We start from the raw sequence: 20,360 nt of genomic DNA, 5'->3' as shown, positions 1-20,360 counted from the left end.
CATTCGACACGGGTTTCTTCTATTATATAGGCTTATTCTAATCCTTCTGCGACCGCTTCTGGATAATGCTCTTCCACGATATGGGCACATGAAGCACATAAGGTTGGTAATTTTTCGTCTTCACCGACTGTCGTACGAACTTGACGACAGCGGTCACAAACTTCACCCTCGGCTTTTTCTACTAGAATCGCAACATCATCGAATGTCTTCGCATTTTCTGGTGCAGCTTCTTTTGAAATACTGAATGAATCAGGTGAAACGATCAATAACTGCGCTAGATCAGCATCAAGTGCGGTCAACATCGTTGCGACTTGTTCATTTGGATAGATTGTTACTTTTGCTTCCAATGATTTTCCGATAACTTTTTCATTCCGCGCTTCTTCCAAAGCTTTCAGAACATTGTCACGGAAATCCATGAAGGCCTTCCAAGTATCCAACAATTCCCCTTGATTCGCGAATGCTTCATAGCTTGGTAATTCTGCCAATTGAACATACTCTTCGTCCTCTTTTAAGTATGACCAGATTTCTTCGGTCGTATGAGGAATAATTGGTGTCAAAAGCTTCGTCAAGGCAACAGCCGCTTGATAGAATACGGTTTGCATACAACGGCGTTCATAGCTGTCTTCTGCTTGGATGTAAACGACATCCTTCGCAAAATCTAAATAGAAGGAAGACAAATCAACCGTTAAGAAGTTAACAACAGTTTTATAAATTTGTGTGAAGTCATATTTCTCATAGCCGTCTTCACGAATCGTTTTGATCACTTCATTTAAACGAACTAGCATGTATTTATCCACCGAGCGCAACTCGTCGTAAGCAACGGTGTGTTGAGTTGGTTCAAAGTCCGTCGTATTTGCCAATAAGAAACGCATCGTGTTACGGATTTTACGATAGACTTCAGATACTTGGTTCAAGATATCCATTGAAACCCGCACATCTGCTTCGTAATCCACACTGCTGACCCATAGTCGCAAGATATCGGCACCCATTTGATTGATGACTTTTCCTGGAACGATCGTATTGCCTAACGATTTACTCATTTTGCGGCCTTCACCATCTAAAGTAAAACCTTGAGAAAGAACTGATTTATATGGTGCTACACCGTTGATCGCTACACTCGTTGTAATACTTGAGTTGAACCAGCCACGGTATTGGTCCGATCCTTCTAAATACATATCCGCTGGGAAGGTTAAGTTTTCCCGTTGACGTAAAACAGCTTCATGAGAAGAACCAGAATCAAACCAAACATCCATGATGTCTTTTTCTTTGGTAAACTCACCATTTGGCGAACTTGGATGCGTGAAACCTTCAGGTAACAATTCCTTTGCTTCACGTTCAAACCAAATATTCGAACCATGTTCCGCAAATAATTGTGCGACGTGTTCCGTTGTTTCTGGTGTGATGATTGCTTCTCCATCCTCACCATAAAAGATTGGCAATGGTACACCCCAGGCACGTTGACGAGAAATAACCCAATCACCGCGATCACGGATCATATTATACAAACGTGTTTTGCCCCAAGGAATGATCCAATCAACTTTTTCAATTTCATCTAAAATATCTTGACGGAATTTATCAATCGATGCAAACCATTGTGGAGTTGCCCGATAAATGATTGGTTTCTTCGTCCGCCAGTCATGTGGATAGCTGTGAGTAAAGAATTCCAATTTCAACAACGCGCCATTTTTTTCTAACAGCTCAGTCACCATTGGATTGACCTTCTCGTAGAATACTCCTTCAAAACCAGGAGCGTCTGCCGTCATGACTCCCCGATTGTCCACTGGTGAAATGATGTCATTGCGGTATTTTTTCCAGGCAAAGTAATCGTCCTCACCATGACCAGGCGCCGTATGAACCAAACCAGTACCAGCATCTAACGTGACATGGTCGCCTAAGATGACTAATGATTCGCGATCATAAAATGGATGTTGGGCAGTCATGTATTCAAGTTCTTTACCAGCAACTTCCTTCAGGACTTTCGGGTCTGTCCATTCCAATTCTTTCGCTACTGTCTCTAATAGATCCTTCGCGATCACATATTTTGCTCCGGCTGCTTCCACAACTACGTAAGTATAGGCTGGATTCACAGAGATTCCTTGGTTAGCTGGCAAGGTCCATGGTGTGGTGGTCCAGATAATAAATGACGTATCATTATCTAAGATTCCTTTGCCGTCTTTAACTTTGAAAGCCACATAAATCGAAGCCGATTTTACATCCTTGTATTCAACTTCCGCTTCAGCTAAAGAAGATTCACTTGATGGTGACCAATAAATAGGTTTCAAGCCTTTATAAATATAGCCTTTTTCCGCCATTTTACCAAAGACACGAATTTCCGCAGCTTCATAATCCGGTGTCAATGTGATATATGGATGATCCCATTCGCCGGCGATTCCTAAACGTTTAAAATCTTCGCGTTGTTTGTCCACTTGTGACAAGGCATATTCTTCACATTTTTTGCGGTACTCCGCCATCGTCATTTCTTTACGTTTGATGCCTTTATTGGCTAAAACTTGTTCAATTGGCAGTCCGTGAGTGTCCCAACCGGGAACATAGGGTGCCCGAAAACCGGACATAGATTTTGAACGAACAATGATGTCTTTACTAATTTTATTTAAGGCATGACCAATGTGGATATTCCCGTTGGCATATGGAGGGCCATCATGTAAAACGAAAGATGGTTTGCCTTCATTTAATGCTTGACGCTTCTCATAAATTTTATTTTCTTCCCACTCTTTTTCCCATTGTCCTTCGCGGTTTGGTAAATTGCCCCGCATTGGAAAACCTGTTTTCCCTAGCTGAAGGGTTTCTTTTGTTTTCACTATTGATCGTCTCCTTTTAATAATCTAAGCCATTCAATTAAGAAAAGCATGTTTATAAAACTAAGTATTACTTGGTGATACGATTGAAAAACTGACAGTTAGCTCCCAATAAAGGTAGCATCTTTCTAAAACGAAAAATGCTCTTATCGTCACCACACATACGATTCCACTAATTGCGCGTTGCGCAAAGTGGAACTCGCAAAAAAAACAAGCTCATCCGCATAGGGACGAGCTTGTCGTGGTACCACCCAAAATTTGAAACTAATGTTTCCTCTTGTCATCGGTAACGAGATGAGCCGCCAACTGCTACTTTTTTCACAGCTGAATGTCCTAGAGGATCTTTCTAATTAGAGGGTCTACCGAACTTTCACTATCATCGGCTCGCTAAAAAGAAATCTAATCAGCTTTTCTGTTCTAGAATTATTCTTCGTCTGATTTAATTAATTCAGGTATATCAATCGTTAGGCCCATGTCCTCATCTTTCGGCTCATCAAGCACGATTGGTTCATCTGAGTCTACTGCATTCACTGTATCATTGTCAAGTTCATTCGATAGGACTTCTTTCAAAACTTCATGTCCATCGCCAACGTATGCAGACATTGGCTTCAATATTTCTTCCCAATCGCCGCTGCGAGCTTGATCGATTTGTGTTTCTAACAACAACAATAATTGTTGGTGGAAGACCCGTGTTTTTTTCTTCAAATCGTTGGTTTCAGCAGCCAATTGACGAGCGTTTGAAGTTGCATCGGTTAAGATTTCTTTCGCTTTGTCTTCTGCTGTGGTAGTTAATAGATTTGCTTTTTGCATCGCATTAGAAATCATTTCATCCGCACGGTTTTGAGCTGAAGTAACAATCACTTCAGATTCCTTACTTGCAGAAGATTTTACTTTATCGGCAGTATCTTGCGCTACAACGATTGATTGATTCAAGGCTTCCTTCAACTCGTTGAAGTATTCTAATTTTTCTTCAGCATGCTTTAATGATTTTTCTAATTCACGATTTTTCGCGATACTTTCTTCATAATCACGAACGATCATATCTAAAAAGTCATCAACTTCATCTTGATTATAGCCACGCATTTTAGTGGAGAAACTTTTGTTTTGAATGTCTAATGGAGTTAGTGCCATTTTTCTGTTCACCTCATAATAATTATTTTCGTAATACGCCTAAACGCAAACGGATTTTTTCTTTCTTTGTTTTTCCTTCGATTCCTTGTATCTGAATTCGTCCAAATCCACGAACAGAAACAACGTCCAATAAATCTAACAAATAATCTGGTCGTTCATTTACAGACCAATTGACCTTGACTTTCCCCGCTTCCACCAGTTGCTTCGAGCGTTGACGGGAAATGTTATAGACTGTTGAGATAATAACGTCTAGCCTTAACGAGCTAGCTGTAGTAACTTCTTCCAGCCAACTATCTTTCGGAATAATAATATCCGTATAAGGGCGTTCTTCTAAATGAACGGTTACGCGACCGATCTTTGTCACTTGATTTACGATATAGCTGGCCGAATCCTTCGCCAAAAAAATTTGCCATCGCTCTCCGTTTGAAATAATATCGCCAAAATAATCTCGTTTGATTCCAGCACTCATTAAAGTTCCTAGAATCTTTCCATGAGAAAGATCCGTAAATTTTTGCGGATACTTGATCTCAATCATGACCAGTTCAAAATCATCGGTTTGCGGTTCAAAGTAATCCGGATAAATCAGACACCGACAACGCTCCGCACGTTCATACCCGCCATAAAACGAAAACTTCAGCTCACTTGTTTCACGAACCAAGGTTTCCAAAATATACGCTTGCCGAGGGTCTAAAAAATTCGTCAAATAAGGAGCGTACTGGCTTTCAACTTGTTCTAACCAATCGCCAACACTGTCAATAAATGCATGTTCCTCTTGTCTAAAATGCTGATAGACATTCGCATTCATTTTGCCACCTCCTTAATAAATAATATTGATCAGAATTTTTCTTAAAACCTCCATGAAAAAATTTAATGCGAGAATTGCTGCCATGATTGAAAAATCGATTCCGCCAAATTGCAGCGGCAAACGCCGAAACAAATTAAGAAAAGGCTCACAGATTCTTCCTAATAATTGGCCCAGTTTGGACTGATACGCCCCTGGAAACCAAGACATTAACGCATAAACCACTAAGAGAATCGAATAAAAATAAACCAGGCGATTCAAAATACTAAAAAGTGTAATAAGTAATTCCAACTAAGCGGCTCCTTTACATTTCTAATCCAAAAATATCTTCATCAACAATCGAACTTAATGTAGAATTATCAATCTCTATATTCGTCGGTGTACACAAGAACATTTCATTTCCAACACGTTTGATGTCACCGTCGATCATAAACACCGCACCTGTCAAAAAGTCAACCACCCGACGAGCTTTCATTTCATCAAGAGATTGGAAATTAATTAAGACAACTTCCCCTTGACCAACACGTCTTGCGATCGTCATTGCTTCAGAATAAGCTCTAGGTTCTACCACTGAGATTCGGCTTTTACTTTTTTCTTCAACCTTTGGTGCAAAACGCTGAGTTCTATTATTACTTGGCATAGAAACAACGTTATCATTTTTCTTTGGTGTGCTTTCAGCCATTTTGGCAACCGTTTCAGCTCTCCGATTGGTAGCTGGTGCAGCCGGCTGAACTCTCTCTCTGGGGCGCTCTTCTTTTTGCTGATAGGTAGGACGTGGTTTTACACGTTCCTTTTTCATTGGTGTACTTCTTGGTGTTTGTTGCTGTGGGCGACTAACCTGCTTCTTTGGTGCAGGAGCTGCCTCTTCGTACATATCATCATCTGCTAAACCAAAAAAATCAGTGATTCTTGCTAGACTAATTCCCATTAACTTTACCTAACCTTTCTTAAATAGTGCCGTTCCGATCCGTACAAACGTAGCACCTTCTTCAATTGCCGTTTTGAAGTCTTGGCTCATTCCCATACTTAATTCTGTACAAGGCGCATACTGCAAGTTTAAATCTCTCACGCTTTCTTGGAGCTGTCTCAATTCAGAAAAGACTGCACGAACCTCTGATTCATTCGCGTCATAAGGTGCCATTGTCATCAATCCGATCACATGAACCTTATCCAATCCCTCTAATTCTTTAATGAAAGAAAAAAGCTCTTCTGGCGAAACGCCGTGCTTTGATTCTTCCCCGGAAACATTTACTTCAATAAAACAATCTATTTGATGTTCGGCGCGCTTTTGAATTTCTTGTGCCAAACGTAAACTGTCTAATGCATGAAAGCAATCAATTTCATTGATAATTAATTTTACCTTGCGGCGCTGTAAATTGCCAATAAGATGCCATTTGATGTGCTGCTTTTGTGAAAGACTTTGCTTTTTCTCAAGTAATTTGTCTACTCGATTCTCGGCTAAATTTCTGACACCTAGTTCAACAAGTTCATTTGCTTCGGTAGAGTCGACACTCTTGGTCACTGCAACCATAGTAATATCCTGTGGGTTACGTGAAACAAGAGCACACGACTCCTGAATCTCTTGCTGGATTCTATGCAAGTTTTCAGCGATCATGTGCTCTCCCCCTTTTATTTTCTGCGGCGAAAGAATGGTGGTGTGTCTAGTTCTTCGTCTTTTTCAGGTTTTACTTCTTCACGATTAAACGTTTCAAATTCTTTCTTTTCGATATTATCAAATTGTGTTTCTTCAACTTTAGGACGGATGTTTTCTTCTTTACGAATATCCCATTCGCCAAAAGCAGATTGACCTTCGTTGTTTCTTGCAGGTTCAATATCTAAATTTTGTTTTTGTGGAACTGACTGGATTTGACTAGCGCGGTCACGTTGTGAATTGCGCGTAGCCTTACGCTCCTTTTTTGTTGGATCAATTCCTGTCGCAATTACTGTCACGCGAATTTCATCGCCTAGTTCTTCGCTGATCGATGTACCTAAGATAATATTTACATCACCAGTTGCTGCATTCGCAACAATATCAGAAGCATCTTGAGCTTCGAATAAGGTCATGTCCAATCCGCCAGTAATATTCAACAATACTTGTTCAGCCCCATCAATAGATGTTTCAAGTAATGGAGAAGAGATTGCTTTCTTAGTTGCTTCAACGACACGATCTTCGCCGCTAGCAACACCGATACCCATCAAGGCTGTTCCTTGATTAGCCATGACAGTCTTCACATCAGCAAAGTCCAAGTTTACGTAACCAGGTGCAGTAATCAAGTCTGAAATACCTTGAACCCCTTGACGTAAAACATTATCTGCTTCACGGAATGCTTCAAGCATTGGCGTCTTCTTGTCAACAACTTCTAATAGACGGTTGTTTGAGATGATCAACAATGTATCAACATTTTCTTTCAAAGCTGAAATACCTTCAGCTGCGAAACGTCCACGTTTTGGTCCTTCAAAGCTGAATGGTCGTGTAACAACGCCGACTGTTAAAGCACCAAGGTCTTTTGCGATTTTCGCTACGATTGGAGCAGCTCCAGTACCCGTTCCGCCGCCCATACCGGCTGTAATGAAGACCATATCTGCACCTTCTAAAGCATCGCGAATCGCTTGTTCACTTTCCTCAGCTGATTTTTGACCAACTTCTGGTTGTGAACCGGCACCTAAGCCACGAGTGTATTTAGGGCCTAATTGAATAACTGTTTCAGCTTTAGAATTTTTAAGAGCTTGAACATCAGTGTTTGAAGCGATGAATTCAACGCCTTTGACGTTTTCTTCGATCATTCGGTTGATAGCATTGCCACCGCCGCCGCCAACACCGATAACTTTAATAACTGCACCTTCGTTAATATTGTTATCTATTGAGAATTCCATGTTTTCTATTTCCTCCTACTTCGTAATTAATGGATTTATTTTCCATCAGAAATATCCGCTTGATTTTCAGTACAAATAATACTCTGCAAATTAATCAAAAATATTTGAGAAGAAGTCTTTAATCTTCCCAGTTACTTTTTCATCATTCTTAGGTTTTGTTTCTTCTTCGTAATCATTAGAAGCGTCGTAGTCATCATAAACAGGTGTTGTTGAAACAGCATTCGTTTGCGGCGCAGCCGATAACGAAACCTTTTCACCAGTTACAGCTGATTTTGCTAAATGATAGACATCACTCAATTCAGCTGAATAGTTCACGATGCTGATTACGTTAGTAAATACTGGATTTCTCAATCCCATTTGATTTGGTACATGCAGCTTAACTGTGGTTCCAAAAATATCTTCTGCTAAGTCGACCACACCCGGTAAGCTTGCGGCTCCACCAGTTAAAACGATTCCACCTGGTAAATCAAGTGCTTCGATTTCATCAAGTGATTCTTTCGCTTTACGGAAGATTTGTTCCAGTCGAGCTTCAATGATTTCAGCTAAGTAGCGTTCATCAACTTTAATCGGATCAGTTTTTCCAATCACATCTACTGGGAACTCTTCATCAGCTGAGGTACGACTTGGATAAGCATCCCCATAATTAATTTTTAACGCTTCTGCATTATTGAATGATGTATTTAAGACGATGGAAATATCTTTAGTAACAAATTCTCCACCTTCTTGATCAACATGGGTAAATTTCAATTGCTTGTCATGCATAACCGCCGTCGTTGTTTGACCGCCGCCCATGTCAATGACAATTGTACCAAAGTCTTTTTCTCCATCCGATAACGTAGATTCTGTTAGTGCTAAAGAAGTAATCACTGTTTCAGCAACAGTCAGTCCTGCTTTTTCAACACATTTCGTGATGTTGTGAATGATTGTCTTAGGTCCAGTAAAGACTAGGCCAAACATTTCAAGACGAACACCGATCATGCCGCGTGGATCTTTGATGCCTTCAAAACCATCAACAGTAAACTCTTGAGGAAGTAAAGCAACGATCTGTCTTTCAGGAGGAACGGAGCGAACCATTGCTGCTGAAGCAACATTCCGAACATCATCATCCATAATTTCTTTTGACTCATTGTTTACAGCGATCATGCCCTGACAAGGCTCAACTTCTAATAAATTGGCAGGTAATCCCACGCTGACGCTTTTGATCTGAATCCCAGCTTTTTCCTCGGCCTGTTTCACTGCTCGTTGAATCGCCTGTACTGTTTTATCGATGTCTACGATAATCCCACGATTGATTCCTTCTGATTTTGCGTTTCCAACACCAATAATATTCATTTGGCTATCGATGTATTCGGCGACAACAACTTTTATCGATGTTGTCCCGATATCAAGGCCTACATACATTCCTGCTTTTGCCATGAATGGGATTCCCTCCTATTTTCAAATAAATGCTTTATTCAGATTTAAAAATTTAACTTACTGTTAAGCATGAAATATAATTTTTTGCAAGTAATTCACTGCCTTCAATTTTACCACATTTTACCTGGAATGAAAAAGAAGATTCAACATTTTCTTGTAATAAATTTAATCATTTCCAGCAGGTGTTTCAGATTGATCTGTGGAGTTTTGGGTCGCTTCTTCGCTAGTAGAATTTTCCGCGTAAGGATAACTATAAATTCCAGCTTCCATATCCACTACGCCTTTCATTTCTTTGGCGCTCATTTCTTTCGCAATTTGTGGATAATACTGCATTTTAGTCCCCATATCGTGAATGCTGACTAATACTTTATTGCCATCATTCATGAAAATTTCCAACAGCTCTTTGTTTTCATCCGTTGGAGCGTATTTTATTTGCGAGATGCCTTGCTTCACTTCACCGGATAATTTCTTATATTGCTCCAAGACACTTAAGATTCTTTTTGAACTGGTGAAGCTCTCTAAAATTGGCAAATCACCATTCCCTTTAGCCACTTCAATGGGAATAATCTTGCCATTTGAAATAACGGGAGAATATTTGCCATCATTATCTATGTAAGCAACTTCTGGGTATTCCTTCACCTTCACTTCAAAATGATTGAATCCTTTAAACTGGACACTGGCGTCTTCAATCTGTAACTCTTGTTTTTTTAAATTTTTTATATTGTCTTGGCGATCAAAATATTGTGACCAAAGATTGTCTCCTACCGAAAAATTCAGTTCTTTTTCTATGGCTTCCGCTGAAATTCTTTGATTGCCTTCAACACTAACTCCGCCAAGTTTTCCCAATGGAGAAATGTAATACAATAATAACAGTGCTGGAATAGAAAATAAGCCAATTAAGATCGTGGAGCGCCGCAGTAGTCGTTGATTTCGTTCATGCTTAATATTAGGTAAGCGATCCAAAAAGGAGCCATTTTTAGGACCAACGGGAACCTCTTTCATTGGTTCTTCCTCTACTAGCAACTCTTCCTCTGACTTTTCAGAATCTGGTTCTGTCTGGATAGTTTCTTCTGCTGGCTCACCATCGTCGTCAGGTACCGATTCCGATTCTTCAACAGGCTCTGACTCAGTTTCACCCTTTTCAAGCGCTTTTTGTTTTAAGTATTCGATATTGGCCAGCTGCCAGGGTGTTAAATTTTCTTGCTTGGGCCGCTTTTCTTTTTCTTCCTCTGGAAACTCTTCACGACTAATGGTTCTCACCTCCAAAAGTTATTTTACAATTTCATTTACCAATGACCAGAGACGTTCTGCTGCATCGGGAATTCCTTCTTGCCTTGAAGCTCTAGCCATGCGTTCTTTCAGCTCAGAGTCCCCCATGATCTGATCCACGGATTCAACCAAATTATCACCCGTTAACTCAGCATCGGAGATCATTTTGACTGCTCCGGCTTTCACTAAGCTTTGCGCATTTTTTGTTTGATGATCATTGGTCACATAAGGACTAGGAATCAAAATTGCCGGCAGACCTAAGGCAGTAAATTCAGCAATTGATGTGGCACCTGCCCGACCGATCAATAAATCAACATTCGCCATAACATCCGTCATATTTTTTATATACGGCTGTAGTGACAAATTACAATTGATTTTTTTTACATCCACTTTCCCGGATAGTTCGTTATAATAACGTTCTCCGGAGGCATACAATACTTGATATTCTTTTTGGGCGAATTGCGGCAAGGCTTGAATGACCGCTTGATTGATTTTCAAAGCACCTTGACTACCGCCAAAAATTAATACCGTCGGAATATCGGTTAATAAGCCATATTGTTCTAACACATCCGACTTACCGCTAGTCATCACTTCTTGTGCTCGTGGATTCCCCACTAAGACCGTTTTCTTTTCGGGAAAATATTGTGCTGCATCAGGAAAACAAATACCTACTCGATCCGCAAAACGACTCAAGAATTTATTTGTGATTCCTGGTACACTGTTTTGTTCATGAACGATCGTAGGAATCTTCATACGAGCAGCGGCATAAACCACTGATCCCGAAACATAGCCTCCCGTTCCGATCACTACGTCTGGTTTGAAGTCGCGCAAAATTTCTTTTGAACGCTTGATACTTTCAAGGAATAATTGAACAGTTTTCACGTTATCCATGGAAAGCTTCCGTTTAAAGCCTTGAATTTTAATAGTTTTAAAAGAGATGCCTGTTTCAGGCACAATTTTATTCTCCAATCCACGATGTGTTCCGACATATAAAAATTCTGAATCAGGTTGGATTTTTTGTACGTAGCGGATAAACGCTAAAGCCGGATAAATATGTCCGCCGGTTCCGCCGCCTGTCACAAGTATTCTCATTACTACTTCCCTACTTTTCTAATTGTTTCACCGCGTGCATAAACTTGTCTCCACGAATCTCAAAACTAGGATATTGATCCCAGCTAGCATTTGCTGGAGAAAGTAAGATGCTATCCCCTGCTTCGCTTTGCTCATAAGCTAGAGGTACGGCCGTTTCAACGTTAGCTGTCTTAATAATTGTTTGGATCCCCGCACGTTTTGCTGTATCAGCTAATTTTTCCTTGGTTTCACCAAATAACAAAATGGCCTTGATTCCTTCAAAAGCTGGAATCAATTCATCAAAATCATTCCCACGATCTAATCCACCAGCCAAGAGAATCAGGTTTTCATTATCAAAACCGCTTAACGCCATTTCTGTTGCTAAGGCATTTGTTGCTTTTGAATCGTTGTAGAATTTCCGGCCATTAATCGTGTCCACATATTGCGTCCGATGAGGAACACCGTGGAAATTGCTTAATGCGGAACGGATGCTTTCATTTGAGACACCCTTTAATTTGGCAACGACAATCGCTGCTAAAGCATTTTCAACATTATGAGCGCCTGGTACGCCTAATTCAGCGGCAGGCATAATATTTTCTGCTTGATAGTATAAATCGCCATCAAGTAAATACGCGCCATTCAACAATTTTTCTTTGGTAGAAAAAGGAACTACTTGGGCCTTGGTTTGTTTGCTCATTGTTTGCAATTCCTCAGAGTTCCAGTTTAAGACGAGAAAATCTTCGGCGGTCATATTCGCCTGGATCGCCCACTTCGCTGCTACGTAATTCTCACGGGTCTTATGGTAATCCAAATGTGCTTCATAAATATTTGTGATCACCGCGATTTGCGGCTTGAACTCTTCGACACCCATCAACTGGAAGCTTGACAATTCCATCACGATATCATCCTCAGCACTTGCCTGCATCGCTACTTCACTAGCGGGAAAACCAATGTTCCCAGCAAGCAATGCCTTTCCAGCCGAACGTTCCTGATTTAATAAAAGTCCAATCATAGTCGTCGTAGTCGTCTTGCCGTTTGTTCCAGTGATCCCAATAATCGGACATTCGGCAATTTGATACGCTAACTCTACTTCAGTCAAAATTGGGATCTGTAATTCTTCTGCTTTGGCAACTAGAGGATTGTCATACGGGATACCGGGGTTTTTTACCATCAGTGAAAAATCCTCATCTAATAATTCAATCGGATGATGCCCAGTAATAACTCGTACACCTTGTTCCAATAAACCTTGGGCTTCAGGATTTTCTTCAAAAGGTTTTCCGTCGTTGACGGTAACAAGTGCGCCCAAGTCATTCAATAACTTGGCCGCACTAAATCCACTCTTAGCTAATCCTAAAACTAAAACTTTTTCGTTTTCATATTGTTTAATTTGCTTCATTTCTTAGTCATCTCCTACAGTACTATCAATAACACAATGATGGACGCGACTAGTCCGATTGACCAAAAGACCGTGTCTACTTTCCATTCCGACCAGCCAGACATCTCAAAATGATGATGTAGCGGAGACATTTTAAATACCCGCTTACCAGTCATTTTAAAGGAAGTGACTTGAATAATCACGCTTGCTGTTTCGAATATATAAACTAAACCAACCAATAGTAAGGTCCACTCTTGATGTAAGACGACCGAGATAGCCGCAAGTAAGCCCCCTAGAGCTAACGAACCAACATCACCCATAAAAATTTTGGCCGGCTTTTTATTATATGGGAAGAAACCGACTAATCCACCCATAACAGCTAAGCAAACAATTAAAACCTCGTACTGTTGCTGCTTCCAAGCAATCAATCCATAGGTCGCAAAAGAAATTGTTCCTAGTCCTGAAACTAGGCCATCAATTCCGTCCGTTAGATTCACGGCATTTGAAAAACCAACCAACCAGAAAATGATGAATACTCCATAAAAAATACTCAGTGGCAATTCAATGCCAAAGAAATTCAGCGTATTCGGATAACCCTCCATGCGATAGACCACGTAAAAAATAATGGCCACAACGACTTGGGCGATAAATTTTTGTTTTGAAGTTAAACCTTCATTTTGTTTTTTTGCTAATTTAATGTAATCATCTAAAAAGCCGATGATTCCATACAGCAACAAGACGAAAACTAGTATCAATAACGACGTTGTCATTTGTTGTTGCCAAAGGCTGAACCAGATAGAAGTAATCACGGCAGCGGCCAAAAATCCTAAACCGCCCATCGTTGGTGTTCCCGCTTTTGAATTGTGCCATTTAGGCCCTTCATCGCGAATCTCTTGTCCTTGCTTTCTCATTCTAAAATAACCAATAATGAATGGCATGCCTGCAACAGTAATAGCAAAACTACTGGCAAAAGCAATAAAATATTGTGCCGGTTCCATTTTTTTCTCTCCAGTCCTAACCTAAGGTAATTTTCAATTTCTTTTTCGATATATCTGCAAAAGGGGCAATGCTTTGTTTTGTACAATAGCCCTCACCTTTGAAGCTGACATCGATATCTAGTAGGTTTGTTAATTTTAATATATCTGCCTTTGACCATCCACGAACATCCGGCATCTCTTTCTTACCATCTGTTAATAGGATCAAATGCTCATTTGCCATGACTTTTTCGCCAGGCTTGGCCGATTGTTTTGTTACTTCATCACCGTCACCTACAACCACCGCTGTCAACCCACGCTTATTCGCATCAGCAGCAGCTTTTGAAGTAGCTAGATTACGGTAATCCTCAACCGTTACTTCTGTATCATTTTCTTCATCCGCGGAATCCGATTCATTATTTTGAAATTCCATTGCACGACTTAACAATGGGTTTGCAATTTCTCCCAGCACGCCGGCTGAATAATGTTGTGGTTGCTTCATTGTCAGATACAAAATGTATTCAGGATCTTCTGATGGCAGCATCAACGCAATCGAGTAGATATAGTTTGTATCTCCCGTTAAATAGCGACCATTTTCTGCAATCTGAGCCGTACCTGTTTTAGCCGAAATATGATAGCCTGGTACTTTGTATTGATCATAGGCTGATCCATAGTTCTCACTTTCGATCGTATCTCGCATATATTCACGAACCTTTTGTGCAGTCTCCGCTGTGATAGGCTCACCTACTACTTCCGGTTTCGTGATGATTTCTTTATTCGTATTTGGATTAGAAACTTTTTCAATATAATGAGGTTGCAGCATTTTCCCATCGTTTGCAACGGCAGTAAAGCCCCGCATCATTTGGAAATTTGTCACCCCAATAGCCTGACCATAAGAACTCATCGCCTGGTCGACAATATTTGACGTTGGCAATGTGCCTTTAGATTCGCCAGGCAAACCAGAGTAAGTACTTTGTCCAAAACCAAACCGTTTCACATACTCAGGCCATTTGTCGCCTAATTTTTCTTCAAGCTTGACCATTCCAACATTACTTGACCAAGAAAGAGCTTGACGCATCGTTAAAACGCCTTTTTTTCCTAAATCCCAGTCATTAATGGTGGCATCCGCTACTTGGATTTTCCCAGATAAGTAGCTTTCATTTTCATCAAAAACACCTTCATTCACAGCAGCTGAAGTCGTAAAGACCTTCATCGTCGAACCTGGTTCATAATTGGTCTCGACTAAGAAATTCTGCCAGGCGTCCTCTTCGCCTAATCCTTCTTTAGTTTCAGGATTGAACGTTGGCCGTTGAGACATCGCCAAGATATCTCCAGTCTTCGCTTGCATCAAAGTCGCGGTTAGTTCTTTCGGCTTGGCCTCAGCATTGACTTTATCCATTAAGGTTTCCAAATAGCTTTGTAGTCCGCCGTCGAGGGTTGTATAAATATCTTCCCCATCGACTGCCTTTTTCTCCTCGGCTACACTGCCAGGGATTGGTCGTTGGTTTTCATCCTTTTGATATACAATTTTTCCATTTTTGCCTTTCAGCACATCATCATAAGCAGCTTCAACGCCCATCATCCCAACAAGTTCTTCCTTTTTATCAGGTTGAGCATATCCAATGAAATGAGAAGCAAAATTACCATTCGGATACATCCGATCCGTATGTTCAGTAAAGTACAGTCCCTTCACTTTAGCCTTTTTCATGGCATCTTCCATGTTCTGTTTCGTTTCTTCAGAGATGTTCTTTCCTTTATTTCCAAATTCGACTTGATAGTATTTACTTGTTCCGTCACTGTTTACGCCGCTTTTTAATGTTTTCAAAGCAGTCTTTTCTTTAATATCCAAATTGTTATGTAAGATCGAAGCCAACTCATCAAAATCCTTTTCTTGCGCGTAAAGCTTTTCTTTCCCAGAAACATAACTTTCTGACAGAATCGCATAAACAGAATAGGAAGTTGCGTCCTCAGCGATTACTTCGCCATTACGGTCATAGATTGTTCCCCGTTTCGCTTTGACGACATCTTCTCCTCGATAGAGTTCTTCGGTCTTTACTTTTAATGAGGTGCCTGCTACATGACCGCCTGCCACCACATAGATCATGCGAACGGCAAACAAAAAGAACAATCCAATACTCGTAGCAAACAAAACAACACCTACTTTTTTGCGATTGTTCATCGGAGTCAAATTCTTTTTTCGGATTTTTCTTTTTAGCCTTTTAAAACGCATTTACTTCACTTTCCTTAAATTTGCATCATTGATTGAAAGTCCAGCTTTCTCAGCAACTTCTTTCAAACGATCAGAACGTGATAATTCGCTCTTTTCTTGTTGCAATTGAGTCGCTGTCTTTTCTTTTCCATCTATATCTGTTTGAATACTAGTAATGTCATTTTGTGTCTTGCTGATTTCATTGCGATAATTCACCATTACGATTGATAAGCCAATCAACATAACTAAGAAAGCTAAAACAGCGACCTTCTCAATCCGGGTGATTTTCTTTAGACGATCTCCGGGTGAAACAAAGACTTGGAAAGAGTCTGGCGTTTGATGAATCTCTTCTTGAGGGTAATCAAATTGATCATATTGTTGCTTCTTTAATTCTGCCATACTCCCTATCCTTTCTTCACTTTCTCCGCGATCCGTAATTTAGCGCTTCTCGCACGATTATTATCTTGTAATTCCTCATCTGAAGGAATAATTGGTTTTCGATTGACTAATTTCAATACTGGTTGGAATTCTTCCGGCACAACTGGCAATCCCGGAGGCATATCCTTCGGTGTGCTGAATTCTTTATACATCGTTTTTACAATTCGATCCTCTAAAGAGTGGAAGGTAATAACACTAACTCTACCATTAAGCGCCAATAACTCGATTGCTTGTTCCAACGAGCTTTCAATGGCGCCTAGCTCATCGTTGACCGCAATTCGAATGGCTTGGAATACCCGTTTAGCTGGGTGACCGCCTTTTCGTCTGGCAGGAGCGGGGATCGCTTCTTTGATCAAATCTACCAATTCACCAGTCGTTTTGATTGGTTCATCGGCCCGCTTGCGTTCAATCAAGCGCGCGATTTGTTTTGAAAATTTTTCCTCACCATAACGGAAAAAGATCTTTACTAATTCGTGGTAAGAATAGTCATTGACTACTTGATACGCACTCAGTGGCGCTGTTTGATCCATTCGCATATCTAGCGGAGCGTCTTGGTGGTAACTAAAACCGCGCTCTGCTTCATCCAATTGAGGAGAAGACACGCCAAGGTCATATAAAATACCATCGACTTCTGTTACGCCTAAACGGTTCATTTCAGTAGTAAGCTCTCTGAAATTCGCTTTGACGAAAGTCACTTGGTTTTGTTCCACATATTTTGCTAAGCGGATTTTAGCATTGTCGATTGCTTTTTGATCTTGATCAAACGCATAAAGGTGTCCTGCTTTACCTAATTGGCTCAATAGATACTCGCTGTGTCCAGCACCGCCTAATGTACAATCAACATAAACACCGTTTGGTTTGATTGCTAAACCATCGACAGTCTCATGAAGCAAAACGGTCGTATGTTGAAAGTCTGTCATTACTAATCCTCTTCTCTAAAATCCAAAATCTACCATTGTTTCTGCTATATCATCAAAACTCGCTTCTGTTTCTTTAGTAAAGTCATTCCAGCGAGTCTGATCCCAAATTTCAATTCGATTTGCTACACCGATAATCACACATTCTTTTTCAAGCGAAGCATGACTGCGTAAAGAAACGGGAATATTAATACGTCCCTGTTTATCAATCTCGCATTCGGTAGCAGCGGAGTAGAAAAAGCGAACGAAGGCACGCGCATCTTTTTTTGAAAGAGGCATTTCGTTCAATTTTGTTTCTAACTGGTTCCACTCGGCTAAGGGATAACCAAACAGACAGCCATCCATGCCGCGGGTAACGACGAATTTCTCGCCTAGCTGTTCACGTAATTTCGAAGGAACGATCAAACGTCCTTTTGCATCAATATTATGCTGAAATTCACCCATGAACATGTAGACTTCCCCCTTTTTCCCACCGCATGAGTTTAGTCTACCACAATCCCCCACAATCTACCACATTTTGTAAAAAACAAAAATAACACTTTATTGACCTTTTTTAACCATATTATCTAATCAAGGTCCAAGAGGCTAATCAGGAGTTTTTTTATAGTTTTTTTATTTTATAACGCATAAATAATACTGACCAGGATTAAAATCAAATACATCACAACCGAAAGCAAAAACGTTAGACGCCAAAACATTTTAAAGAAACGTCCATACATTATTTCGCGATAGCGATAGGCTTGAAAAACCACTACGCTTATTCCCAATAACAATATGGTTAATAAAAAATATGGTAAAATAGAGAACGTGCTAATACTTTTAGATATTTCGTGCATTCCGACGATTAAAAATGGTACGGTAATATCCGGTGTCCTCAAATTGAATCGCTGTTTTAGTTTAAAAGTTGTTACAATATAATCCGACGCTAAAAAAACTATTAACGGAAAAATGTACCATAACAAAATAACTGGTGAAAATGCTGCCAACAACTACAGTCCTTCCTATCAAAAACTATTACCCTAACTATACTGCATTATCGTTACATTCGTGTTTCATTTCATTTAAAATATAAAGGATTTAGCAAGTTTTAACAATTGAATTCATGATATAGTCGCGAAAAGATTTTTTAGTATTTTTTAAAAGTTTTTTTCGAATAATTGCGGAGTTTTAAAAAAAAGAGTATGATGAATTTGAGATTTTTATGAGGATGGTGACAGCATGAATAACAAGAAATCCACTAGCACATTTTCTAAAGTAACTAAAGTCGTTATTTGGACTATGTTAATATTAACGATTGGCTCATTAATTTTAAGTAGCTTGATTAGCATCATGTAAAAAATTGACAAACGACCTTCGTTTCAGTTGGAATGCAAAAATAGCCGGAGCAGCTGCTCCGGCTATTTTTTTGCTAATTGTAATAATTCTTTTGCGTGTTCTACCGTTAAGTCTGTAATTTCGGTTCCTGCTAACATTCGAGCAATTTCTTCTGTTCGCTCGTTTTCGGTCAGCTCTTCCACTTTTGTCAGTGTCCGACCTTTGACGATTTCTTTACGGATAAATAATTGATGGTCTGCTTTGGCAGCGACTTGTGGCAAATGTGTAATACATAATGCCTGTGAATTTTTTCCGATCTGATAAATTTTATCGGCGATTGCTTGGGCGACGCGCCCACTCACACCAGTGTCTACTTCATCAAAAACGATACTGGTCAATCCTTGCGTTTTTGAAAAAATCGTTTTAAGAGCTAACATCACTCGTGAAATTTCTCCGCCAGAAGCGACTTTGACTAATGGTTTCAATGGCTCCCCAGGATTCGTTGTAATATAAAATTCGACTTCATCAAAGCCATCGTGGGTATAATTACTTTCCTTAAAGGCTACCTCAAAGCGAGCATTTTCCATGTACAAATCTTTCAGCTCATGCTGAATCGCGGATTCCAATTTTTTGGCCATTTCTTTACGCGCTCGTCGTAATTGTTTCGCTAAGCTCTGCAACTTCTCTTCTTTTGCACGCAACTCATTTTCTAACTTTTCTAGCTTGTCACCTGAAAAGTCAGAGTCTAATAATTCTTGGCTGATCTGATCGTAGTAGCTAAGAATCGTTGCAATCGACTCCCCATACTTTCGTTTCAATTGATGGATCAACTCCAGCCGCTCGTTGACTAAATCCAACCGTTCTTCATCCAATTCCAAGAGGTCTAACTGCCGACCAATCTCACTAACTGCGTCTTGCAATAAATAGTAGGCACTGTGGACATTGTCAGATATCGTTTCATAGTCTTTGTCTAAAGAAGCGATTGTTTGTAACTCTTGACTAGCGGAACCAATCGCATCGAGGGAACTAGTTTCTTCATTCGTCATGGCCTGATAGCTGTAAGAAAGGCTGTCCACGATTTTTTGATAATTCGTCAGCTTTTCTCGTTCCTCCATCAACTTCTCTTCCTCGCCAAGTGTTAGTTCGGCATTCCCGATCTCTTCTTGCTGAAAGGTCAGCATATCGATCCGTTGGACAAAAGATTGCTCATTTTGTTTGAATTTTTTGACTTGATTGGCTAAGGTCTGATAGCTTTGATAGGCCGCTTGATAATCTCGTTTGATTGCTTGGAAAGGCGCATCTCCAAAGCTGTCCAGCAAACGCAAATGTGATTCTGGATGCATCAGTTCTTGGTGGTCATTCTGACCTTGGATATCCACTAGAAATTGTCCGATGCGCCGTAAATTGGCTAATGTAACAATCCGACCATTTACCCGGGAAATACTCTTACCAGAGACATTCAAATCCCGTTGAACGATCAAGCCAGCTTCGTCCACTTCAATTCCTAATTCCTCCATTAACACTTGGAACTCTCGCTGCCTAGGGAGATCAAACAACCCCTCTACCAAACATTTTTCACTGCCTTGTCGAATGTATTCAATGGACGAACGGGCGCCAGCCAGCAAACTAACGGCATCAATAATGATCGATTTTCCTGCGCCGGTTTCACCAGTTAACGCGGTCATTCCATCGGTAAAACCTAAATGCAAAGAAGAAATAATCGCAAAATTTTTGATTGTCAATTCCTGTAACAT

Annotated in this window: 19 protein-coding genes; 1 reads left to right on the top strand and 18 read right to left on the bottom strand. The window is 40.2% G+C overall.

Annotated elements, in window-relative coordinates:
- Positions 1–32: 32 nt before the first annotated feature.
- The 17 genes from ileS to RV00_RS01685 all read right to left on the bottom strand — a co-directional run bounded on the left by ileS (position 33) and on the right by RV00_RS01685 (position 18,281).
- A complete protein-coding gene (ileS, locus tag RV00_RS01765) occupies positions 33–2,819 on the bottom strand; it encodes an isoleucine--tRNA ligase (RefSeq protein WP_071860881.1) in 2,787 nt (928 codons plus the stop codon).
- 420 nt (positions 2,820–3,239) lie between these two features.
- Complete coding sequence (locus RV00_RS01760) at positions 3,240–3,947, bottom strand: DivIVA domain-containing protein (RefSeq protein WP_071860880.1); 708 nt, start codon at positions 3,945–3,947, stop codon at positions 3,240–3,242.
- 22 nt (positions 3,948–3,969) lie between these two features.
- Positions 3,970–4,752 (bottom strand): YlmH family RNA-binding protein, encoded by a 783-nt coding sequence (locus RV00_RS01755; RefSeq protein WP_071860879.1) that lies wholly within the window; start codon positions 4,750–4,752, stop codon positions 3,970–3,972.
- A gap of 12 nt (positions 4,753–4,764) precedes the next feature.
- A complete protein-coding gene (locus tag RV00_RS01750) occupies positions 4,765–5,040 on the bottom strand; it encodes a YggT family protein (RefSeq protein WP_084133202.1) in 276 nt (91 codons plus the stop codon).
- A 13-nt stretch (positions 5,041–5,053) separates the two neighbouring features.
- On the bottom strand, positions 5,054–5,677 hold the full coding sequence (locus RV00_RS01745; protein WP_071860878.1) for a cell division protein SepF: 624 nt from the start codon (positions 5,675–5,677) through the stop codon (positions 5,054–5,056).
- A gap of 9 nt (positions 5,678–5,686) precedes the next feature.
- Positions 5,687–6,364, bottom strand: a complete 678-nt coding sequence (locus tag RV00_RS01740) for a YggS family pyridoxal phosphate-dependent enzyme (RefSeq protein WP_071860877.1) — start codon at positions 6,362–6,364, stop codon at positions 5,687–5,689.
- 14 nt (positions 6,365–6,378) lie between these two features.
- Positions 6,379–7,623, bottom strand: coding sequence for a cell division protein FtsZ (gene ftsZ / locus RV00_RS01735; RefSeq protein WP_071860876.1), 1,245 nt, complete (start codon positions 7,621–7,623; stop codon positions 6,379–6,381).
- A gap of 90 nt (positions 7,624–7,713) precedes the next feature.
- Complete coding sequence (ftsA, locus tag RV00_RS01730) at positions 7,714–9,039, bottom strand: cell division protein FtsA (protein WP_071860875.1); 1,326 nt, start codon at positions 9,037–9,039, stop codon at positions 7,714–7,716.
- A gap of 165 nt (positions 9,040–9,204) precedes the next feature.
- On the bottom strand, positions 9,205–10,305 hold the full coding sequence (locus RV00_RS01725) for a cell division protein FtsQ/DivIB (RefSeq protein ID WP_211272359.1): 1,101 nt from the start codon (positions 10,303–10,305) through the stop codon (positions 9,205–9,207).
- A 3-nt stretch (positions 10,306–10,308) separates the two neighbouring features.
- Entirely contained in the window at positions 10,309–11,400 is a 1,092-nt protein-coding gene (gene murG / locus RV00_RS01720; protein WP_071860874.1) for an undecaprenyldiphospho-muramoylpentapeptide beta-N-acetylglucosaminyltransferase, read from the bottom strand.
- 10 nt (positions 11,401–11,410) lie between these two features.
- Positions 11,411–12,775, bottom strand: a complete 1,365-nt coding sequence (gene murD / locus RV00_RS01715) for a UDP-N-acetylmuramoyl-L-alanine--D-glutamate ligase (protein ID WP_071860873.1) — start codon at positions 12,773–12,775, stop codon at positions 11,411–11,413.
- A 14-nt stretch (positions 12,776–12,789) separates the two neighbouring features.
- A complete protein-coding gene (mraY, locus tag RV00_RS01710; RefSeq protein WP_071860872.1) occupies positions 12,790–13,752 on the bottom strand; it encodes a phospho-N-acetylmuramoyl-pentapeptide-transferase in 963 nt (320 codons plus the stop codon).
- Positions 13,753–13,768: 16 nt separating this feature from the next.
- Positions 13,769–15,958, bottom strand: coding sequence for a penicillin-binding transpeptidase domain-containing protein (locus RV00_RS01705; protein ID WP_071860871.1), 2,190 nt, complete (start codon positions 15,956–15,958; stop codon positions 13,769–13,771).
- Positions 15,959–16,336 carry a cell division protein FtsL gene (gene ftsL / locus RV00_RS01700; protein WP_071860870.1) on the bottom strand — a complete coding sequence of 126 codons (378 nt, stop codon included), beginning with the start codon at positions 16,334–16,336 and terminating at the stop codon, positions 15,959–15,961.
- Between the two features lie 5 nt (positions 16,337–16,341).
- The gene (gene rsmH, locus RV00_RS01695) at positions 16,342–17,295 is read right to left on the bottom strand and encodes a 16S rRNA (cytosine(1402)-N(4))-methyltransferase RsmH (RefSeq protein WP_071860869.1); all 954 of its coding nucleotides are present in this window, start codon (positions 17,293–17,295) and stop codon (positions 16,342–16,344) included.
- 15 nt (positions 17,296–17,310) lie between these two features.
- A complete protein-coding gene (gene mraZ, locus RV00_RS01690) occupies positions 17,311–17,742 on the bottom strand; it encodes a division/cell wall cluster transcriptional repressor MraZ (RefSeq protein WP_071860868.1) in 432 nt (143 codons plus the stop codon).
- 167 nt (positions 17,743–17,909) lie between these two features.
- Positions 17,910–18,281 carry a DUF3397 domain-containing protein gene (locus RV00_RS01685; RefSeq protein ID WP_071860867.1) on the bottom strand — a complete coding sequence of 124 codons (372 nt, stop codon included), beginning with the start codon at positions 18,279–18,281 and terminating at the stop codon, positions 17,910–17,912.
- A 229-nt stretch (positions 18,282–18,510) separates the two neighbouring features.
- On the opposite strand from RV00_RS01685, the gene RV00_RS01680 reads away from it, so the two are divergent.
- Positions 18,511–18,627, top strand: a complete 117-nt coding sequence (locus RV00_RS01680; RefSeq protein ID WP_071860866.1) for a DUF4044 domain-containing protein — start codon at positions 18,511–18,513, stop codon at positions 18,625–18,627.
- Between the two features lie 62 nt (positions 18,628–18,689).
- Here the strand turns inward: RV00_RS01680 and recN are convergent, their stop codons facing one another.
- Positions 18,690–20,360, bottom strand: coding sequence for a DNA repair protein RecN (gene recN, locus RV00_RS01675; protein WP_071860865.1), 1,671 nt, complete (start codon positions 20,358–20,360; stop codon positions 18,690–18,692).

Origin of the sequence: Enterococcus devriesei (genome assembly GCF_001885905.1) — a bacterium.
Taxonomy (GTDB): domain Bacteria; phylum Bacillota; class Bacilli; order Lactobacillales; family Enterococcaceae; genus Enterococcus_A; species Enterococcus_A devriesei.
The sequence above is the reverse complement of the archived record's forward strand: the minus strand, read 5'-3'. Positions and strand labels throughout refer to the sequence as shown.

Bases quoted from the DNA above. Each gene is read 5' to 3' on its own strand.
- RV00_RS01760 (WP_071860880.1), bottom strand. From the start codon at position 3,947: ATGGCACTAACTCCATTAGACATTCAAAACAAAAGTTTCTCCACTAAA.
- RV00_RS01755 (WP_071860879.1), bottom strand. From the start codon at position 4,752: ATGAATGCGAATGTCTATCAGCATTTTAGACAAGAGGAACATGCATTT.
- RV00_RS01745 (WP_071860878.1), bottom strand. From the start codon at position 5,677: ATGGGAATTAGTCTAGCAAGAATCACTGATTTTTTTGGTTTAGCAGAT.
- RV00_RS01740 (WP_071860877.1), bottom strand. From the start codon at position 6,364: ATGATCGCTGAAAACTTGCATAGAATCCAGCAAGAGATTCAGGAGTCG.
- ftsZ (WP_071860876.1), bottom strand. From the start codon at position 7,623: ATGGAATTCTCAATAGATAACAATATTAACGAAGGTGCAGTTATTAAA.
- ftsA (WP_071860875.1), bottom strand. From the start codon at position 9,039: ATGGCAAAAGCAGGAATGTATGTAGGCCTTGATATCGGGACAACATCG.
- murG (WP_071860874.1), bottom strand. From the start codon at position 11,400: ATGAGAATACTTGTGACAGGCGGCGGAACCGGCGGACATATTTATCCG.
- murD (WP_071860873.1), bottom strand. From the start codon at position 12,775: ATGAAGCAAATTAAACAATATGAAAACGAAAAAGTTTTAGTTTTAGGA.
- mraY (WP_071860872.1), bottom strand. From the start codon at position 13,752: ATGGAACCGGCACAATATTTTATTGCTTTTGCCAGTAGTTTTGCTATT.
- RV00_RS01705 (WP_071860871.1), bottom strand. From the start codon at position 15,958: ATGCGTTTTAAAAGGCTAAAAAGAAAAATCCGAAAAAAGAATTTGACT.
- ftsL (WP_071860870.1), bottom strand. From the start codon at position 16,336: ATGGCAGAATTAAAGAAGCAACAATATGATCAATTTGATTACCCTCAA.
- rsmH (WP_071860869.1), bottom strand. From the start codon at position 17,295: ATGACAGACTTTCAACATACGACCGTTTTGCTTCATGAGACTGTCGAT.
- mraZ (WP_071860868.1), bottom strand. From the start codon at position 17,742: ATGTTCATGGGTGAATTTCAGCATAATATTGATGCAAAAGGACGTTTG.
- RV00_RS01680 (WP_071860866.1), top strand. From the start codon at position 18,511: ATGAATAACAAGAAATCCACTAGCACATTTTCTAAAGTAACTAAAGTC.
- recN (WP_071860865.1), bottom strand. From the start codon at position 20,360: ATGTTACAGGAATTGACAATCAAAAATTTTGCGATTATTTCTTCTTTG.